This is a genomic window from Curtobacterium sp. NPDC089689 (genome assembly GCF_044749145.1).
Classification (GTDB): domain Bacteria; phylum Actinomycetota; class Actinomycetes; order Actinomycetales; family Microbacteriaceae; genus Curtobacterium.
In genome coordinates, this window is record NZ_JBIVHJ010000002.1 from 406708 (window position 1) to 411339 (window position 4632).

3 protein-coding genes are annotated in these 4632 nt (G+C 74.5%); all 3 read left to right on the forward strand.

Annotated elements, in window-relative coordinates; translation table 11 throughout:
* A partial coding sequence (locus ACIPYW_RS10190) for an LPXTG cell wall anchor domain-containing protein (protein ID WP_400413027.1) occupies window positions 1-571 on the forward strand: 571 nt, incomplete at its 5' end.
* 189 nt (window positions 572-760) lie between these two features.
* Window positions 761-2080, forward strand: coding sequence for an alpha/beta hydrolase (locus tag ACIPYW_RS10195; RefSeq protein ID WP_400413029.1), 1320 nt, complete (start codon window positions 761-763; stop codon window positions 2078-2080).
* Window positions 2077-4503: a bifunctional lysylphosphatidylglycerol flippase/synthetase MprF gene (locus ACIPYW_RS10200; RefSeq protein WP_400413031.1), complete on the forward strand. Its 2427-nt coding sequence runs from the start codon at window positions 2077-2079 to the stop codon at window positions 4501-4503. The genes ACIPYW_RS10195 and ACIPYW_RS10200 overlap by 4 nt, the downstream gene beginning before the upstream one ends.
* The last annotated feature ends 129 nt before the right edge of the window (window positions 4504-4632 follow it).

Genomic DNA, 4632 nt, shown 5'->3' on the forward strand with positions numbered 1-4632 from the left:
CAGCCTGCCGGTCACGGTCGGTGGGAACGGGATCGGGGTCGTCGGTGACGGCACGAGCTCGGGTTCGACGTCCGGCACGGGTTCGACGGGTTCGGTCCCGTCGGCCGGTGGGACGACGAACGGTTCGGACGGCATCGGTTCGGGGACGCAGGTCGCGCCGGTGATCAGCCTGCCGGTCACGGTCGGTGGCAACGGGATCGGCATCATCGGTGACGGCACCAGCACGACCACGACCCCGGGTGACGGCACCGACCCCGGGACCGGCGCGACCCCCGGGACCGGGACCGGGACCGGAACCGGCACGACGCCCGGATCCGGCACCGGGACGACCACCGGTTCGGCGCCCGTGACGGCGACCGTCCCGGTGACCGCAGCCGTCGTGACGGTGGCGACCAGCGCCTCCCGGCCGGCCACGGTCGCAGCGGTGACCGCCGCCGCGGCCGCCGCGTCCGGGAGCACCGCGACGGGCCTGGCCTACACGGGCGCGGCGTCGCCGACGCTGCCGCTGACCGCCGCGCTGCTGCTGCTCCTCGCCGGAGCCGGCGTGCTCACGCTGCGTCGTCGGCACTGACCGGACGGGCCAGCGACCCCGCGGTCGCGCCGGGACCACCTCCGAGGTGGTCCCGGCGCACCGCGCTGCCCGCCGGACGTCCACCTGTGAGCGAACCGGACGGACTCTGGAAGGTGGTGATGCTGATCCTGTGAGCAGTGGAAGCGGCTCGGCGGCTGGTCGGCAGCCGGCCGGGGCCACGATTGGCACGTGCTTCACGAACTCCTGCGCCTCAAGATCACGGACAGTGACGTCCTCGTCCCGGTGGACGTCATCGCCGGCCTCCTCGTGCTCTGGGCGCTCGTCGTTCGACCGTGGTCGCTCTCGCGGTTCCTCGTCCGGATCGCCGCCATGGGCGTCGGAGCCGTCGTGGGGCTCGGCCTCGTGTGGTGGTTCGGCGACGTGCAGGACGCGTTCGGCGTCGCCTTCACGCCGATCACCCGGATGTGGGTGGCCTTCGCGGTCGCCGCCGTCGCGCTCCTCGTCACGGTCGCGGTGCAGGGCGGATGGGGGCGTCGGGTGATCGCGCTCACGGCAGCGGCAGCGGTCGTCCTCGCGGCCGGGCTCGGCGTCAACGTGGACTTCGGGTTCTACAAGGACATCCAGCAGGCGCTCGTCACGAACCCCTACCCCTACAAGGACCTGCCGGTGCTCGCGACGGGACCGACGACCCGGCCCGCCCTCGACCCGTCTGGGTGGCACGCCCCCGCGGGCATGCCGGCGAAGGGCGAGGCGATCAGCGTCCGGATCCCCGCGACGGTGTCGCACTTCCACGCGCGGAAGGCCGTCGTCTGGTTGCCCCCGGCAGCACGGACAGCGCACCCGCCGACGCTCCCCGTGATCGTCGCGCTCTCCGGGCAGCCGGGCGAGCCGTCCGACCTGTTCCAGACGGGCGACATGGGGCGCTTCCTCGACCGCTACGCTGCTGCCCACGACGGGCTGGCCCCGATCGTGGTGTCGCCCGACCAGCTCGGCGCGCCGAACCGCAACCCGATGTGCGTCGACTCCCGTCGCCTCGGCCGGAGCGAGACCTACGTGATGACCGACACCGTCGACTGGATCCGGAAGCACCTCCCGGTGGCCGCGGCCCCGTCGGGGTGGGCCGTCGCCGGGTTCTCCGAGGGGGCGACCTGCGCGATGCAGTTCTCCTCGGAGTTCCCCGACGTGTTCGGCTCGGCGCTCGCCATCTCGAGCGAGCCCGCACCACTGACCGGGAGCGCCGCGAACAGCATCAAGGTGGCGTTCGACGGTTCCGCGGCGAAGTACCGGGCAGCGGCGCCCGCAGCGCTCATGGCGGCGCACGGGCACTACGTCGACCACCTCACGGTGTTCGGCGTCGGGCAGGACGACGCGCCGTACCGGCGGTCGACCGCGATGCTCGACGCCGCCGCGCGCAAGGTGGGCATCACGACCGAGGTGATCGTCTCGCCCGGCTCCGCGCACGACTGGAACACCGTGCGGTACGTCCTCGCGCACGGACTCCCGACGGTGATCGCCCACCTCGGTCTCCCCGCGAGCGGTGCCCTGTGAGCCCGCAGACCCGAGCGTGGCCGCGGCGCGCGCAACAGACCCTGCGGCGGTACCCGGTCACCACGGTGCTCGCCCTGCTCGTCCTCGTCACCTCCGTCGCCGCGGTGGTGCTCCGCGTGCAGCACGGCGCCCAGCCCGCGTCGTTCGGCCCGTTCCGGGTGTTCGCCGCGTCGACCGGCCTGGTCGCGATCCTCGTGACGATCGCCGGCGTGGTCGTGTTGATCGGTGCATCGGAACGGCTGATGGGGCCGTGGCGGACGATCGTCGCGTTCGTCGTCACCACCGTGGTCGGGACCGGGGTCGGCGCGCTCACCGCCTTCGTCGACACCGACGGCCGAGACGTCGGGCACCTCCTGCTCGGCCGCGCCACGGCGTTCGACCCGTGGACCGCGATCGTCGGCACGATCGTCACCGCGAGCGCGTTCGCCGGCACGCTCTGGCGGCGGCGCATCCGGGTGAACGCCCTCGCCGTCGTGGCGGCGTTGCTCCTCTACGCCGGCCACGTGTCGGACCTGTACGCCGTGCTCGCCGCGGCCGCCGGCTGGGTGCTCGGCGAACTGCTCCGACGGACGCCGAAGCGCACCGGGTGGCTCCGCAGCTCCCACCGGGAGATCCGGGTGCTGCTCGGGACCGCCGTCCTCGTCTCGGCGGTCGGACCCGTCATCGCGCTCGTCTCGAGGGCCCGCGTCGGACTGCTCGCCCCGCTCGCCGCGGTCGTCGGTGCCGGTCCGGTGAGCCCGGTGCGCGGGTGCCGCGCGGACGGCGTCGCGGGGGAGTGCCTCCGCGGACTGCTCTCGTTCCGCGCGACCGACCCGTGGACGCTCGTCCTCGCCGTGGCGCCGCTCCTCGTCCTGCTCGTCGGCGGCCTCGGGCTCTTCCGCGGCAGCCGCTTCGCGGTGTGGCTCGTCGTCGTCGTCGACGTCGTCACCGGGGTGGCCGCCGCCGTCACATACGGACTCGTGCCGGGGCGCGTCACGGCCCTGCACGGCTTCGAGGACCAGTTCGTCGTCGACGTGTCGATCGCCGCGTCGATCGTGGTGCCGCTCGCGACCGCGGTCGTGCTCGTCCTGCTCCGCCGCTCCTTCACCGTGCTGCCGTCCCGTCGACGGGTCGTCGGCTTCGCGGTGACCGTCGGTGCGTCGGCACTCGTGCTCGTGACGATCGTGCTGGTCGTGGCCGCGTCCTCGCCGGCCCACGTGGAGGACCCCGTCCGGCTCGCGCTCGCCGCCCTCGGCCCGCTCGCGCCGGTGTCGTTCTGGGACCGGCTGCCGTCGCTCGACCCCGCGCTCCGACTCGTCGTCGGCCTGAGCGGACCGGTGCTCTGGGTCGTCGTCGCGCTCGCCGCGGTCCGGCCGACCGGCGCGGTCGAACCGGACACCGACGCGGACGGCTCACGGGCAGACCGCGAGCGGGCACGCGCACTCCTGCTCGCCGGCGGGGGCGACACGTTCGGCTGGATGACGACGTGGCTCGGCAACCAGTACTGGTTCGCGGCCGACGGGCGGGCGGGCGTGGCCTTCCGGCGGAACGGCGCGGTCGCGGTGACGGTCGGCGGTCCGTTCGGGTGGCCCGACGCACGCGAGCGCGCGCTGACGGACTTCGCCCGGTACTGCGACGACAACGGCTGGACCGCTGCGTTCTACGGGATCGAGGCCGAGGTCGCGGAGCACCTCACGCCGCAGGGCTGGGGCACGCTGCCGGTCGCCGAGGACGCCGACTTCGACCCCCGCACGTGGACCACGAGCGGGAAGAAGAAGCAGGACGTCCGGACCGCGGTGAACAAGGCCCGCCGCGAGGGCATCACCGCGACCTGGTCGTCCTGGCAGGACCTCCCGACACCGACCGTCCGGCAGATCGAGGCGATCTCGGAGGAGTGGGTCGCCGAGCGGGAACTCCCCGAGATGGGGTTCACCCTCGGCGGCGTCGACGAGATGCGCGACCCCGCCGTCCGGACCCTCGTCGCGCAGGACGCCGAGGGCACGGTGCTCGCCGTGACGAGCTGGCTCCCCAGCCACCGGGACGGGCGCGTCGTCGGGTGGACGCTCGACGTGATGCGGCGGACCGACCACGCGCCGAACGGCGTCATGGAGTTCCTCGTCGCGAGCGCCGCGGAGCAGATGCGTGACGACGGCGTCGAACGGCTCAGCCTGTCCGCCGCGCCGCTCGCGCAGGTCTCGGATCCGGAGGCGCCGACGGACGGGGTGCAGAACCTCCTCGAGCTCGTCGGCGGCGTGCTCGAGCCCGTGTACGGGTTCCGCTCGCTCCTGCGCTTCAAGCAGAAGTTCGGCCCCGAACTGCACCCGCTCGTCCTCGCCTACCCCGACCCCGTCGCGCTGCCGGCCATCGGCATCGCGGTGGTGCGGGCGTACCTGCCCGACCTGTCGTTCCGGCAGGCGGTCGCCTTCGCGCGGGGGCGCGGCTGACCGACGCACCACCTGTCGGGGGGGGGGGGGGGGGGGGGGGCCCGCCCCCGCGGCCGCGCGGGGGGGGGGGGGGCGCCCCCCCCCCCCGCCCCCCCCCCGCGGCCCGGCGCCGCCCCCCCCCCCCCCGCC